The organism is Cryobacterium sp. RTC2.1 (assembly GCF_035018685.1).
Taxonomy (GTDB): domain Bacteria; phylum Actinomycetota; class Actinomycetes; order Actinomycetales; family Microbacteriaceae; genus Cryobacterium; species Cryobacterium glucosi.
Genome location: NZ_JASJXJ010000290.1, coordinates 1 through 1,626, shown reverse-complemented (window position 1 = coordinate 1,626; position 1,626 = coordinate 1). Strand labels below are relative to the sequence as shown.

Genomic DNA, 1,626 nt, shown 5'->3' with positions numbered 1-1,626 from the left:
ACGATGTTCTTCGCCTCGGTGGCGAACACGCTCGTGCCGAGGTGGGCGATCAGGTTCCTGTCCGCGGAGGGCTGGTGATCGAAGTTGAAGTCCTCGAGGGTCTTGTGGCCGGGGAACCGGGCCGCTTTGATCCGCAGGGCCGCACCGGACGCTTCCCGCTCGGAGACCTCACGGGAGAGCACCGCGGCAAGGTATTCCTCGTGGGACCAGCCCGCGTCGCGGGCCTGGTCGCCCAGGCGCCGGAACGCGTCACCGATCCTCGGGGCGCGCAGCGCGCGGGCGTAGTACTCGATCTGAGACGCCGCCCCGCTCACGCGAGCCTCCCCAACTCGAGCAGGCCGGGCCCGATATCGACACCGAACACGTCGTCATAGTCCGACAGGCTCGCCGATTCGACGAACGCGACGTGGGCTTGGGGCCGTTGATGGCGGTGCAGGGTCTGGAACTGGCGCCGGAGCACGGCGGCCTGGGCGACATGGTCAGGGTCGGTGATGGTCAGCTGACGGGCCCAGGCCCGGTCGTGAGAGGTCACGGTGACACCGTTGTGGGCGACGTGGACTTGGTCAAGGTCAGCGCTCACGTCCACGAGCCTGCCGATCAGGGCCGGCGCGACGGAGTAGTCGTTGGAGTGCACCCGGACGTAGTAGTCCCGGGGCAGACGCACCGTGTTCCGGAACAACACGTCTGGCGCCACCGGCGACAACGGCCGCATCGCGGCCCGGTCCTGGTCGATCAAGTCGACCGGGCGGGCGCGCCGGGACCGAGAGTGACGCGCGTTAGCCACGGGCAGCCAGGACGCGAGCTGCTCGTTGAAGTCCTGCGGCGACAGGAACACTCGGCCCGGCATGAACGACGAGCGGAAGAACCGGTTCCGCCGCTCGACCATGCCCTTGGACTCCGGGTCCCGGGCCTTGAGGAGCTTGACCTCGGTGCCGAGAGTGCCCGCGAACGCGGCCGCAGGCTCGGTGAGCTTGCCACGGCCGATGCCGGACTCGTTGTCCCAGAGCAGCCGTCGCGGGACCGCGCGGGCAGCCTGGAGCAGGGACCACATCCCGCCGAGCAGATCCGGTGTCTTCCGAGACGGCAGCATCAGGGCTTGGAAGAACCCCGAGAACGTGGACGTCATCACCAGCACCGGCGGCGTGCCCTGCTGCCCGTGGCCGAGCGGGAGGTCCTCGTGGGGGAACCACAAGTCGCACTGGACCTGCTGTCCGGGCTCGTGCACGAGACGGTCCGCGGGGTCCGGCGGCACGTACTCCGGCCGGATCCCAGCGACTTTGTCCCGGAACACCGACGCAGACCCGAGCCAACCGACCCGTTCCGCGAGCGTTGACGCGGCCATCGTCGGCGTCACGGCCAACAACACCCGAACCTGCGGGGCGAACGCGTCAAAACTCGACCCGACCGCGGGCCGCTGGTACTTCGGCAGCCGGTCCGTTTCCAACGCCCGATCCACCGTTCCCCGAGACACCCCGACGAGCCGGCCGATCTCCCGCTTCGAGTGCTGGCCCGTGGAAAACAGTTGGCGAATCTTCGCCCAATCATCCATATTGATCACCTTCCATAATGGTCGGTGGCCCTGTTTTCAATCGGCGATACTGGCCCTATTTTCGGTCGGCGTTAACA

General features: G+C 68.0%; 2 protein-coding genes. Both read right to left on the bottom strand.

Features of this window, described 5'->3' with window-relative positions; genetic code table 11:
* On the bottom strand, positions 1-314 hold a 314-nt coding region (locus QN357_RS18880; RefSeq protein WP_323505385.1), incomplete at its 3' end, for an ATP-binding protein.
* Entirely contained in the window at positions 311-1,549 is a 1,239-nt protein-coding gene (locus QN357_RS18875; protein WP_322136269.1) for a Mu transposase domain-containing protein, read from the bottom strand. The genes QN357_RS18875 and QN357_RS18880, both read right to left, overlap by 4 nt.
* Between the last annotated feature and the right edge of the window lie 77 nt (positions 1,550-1,626).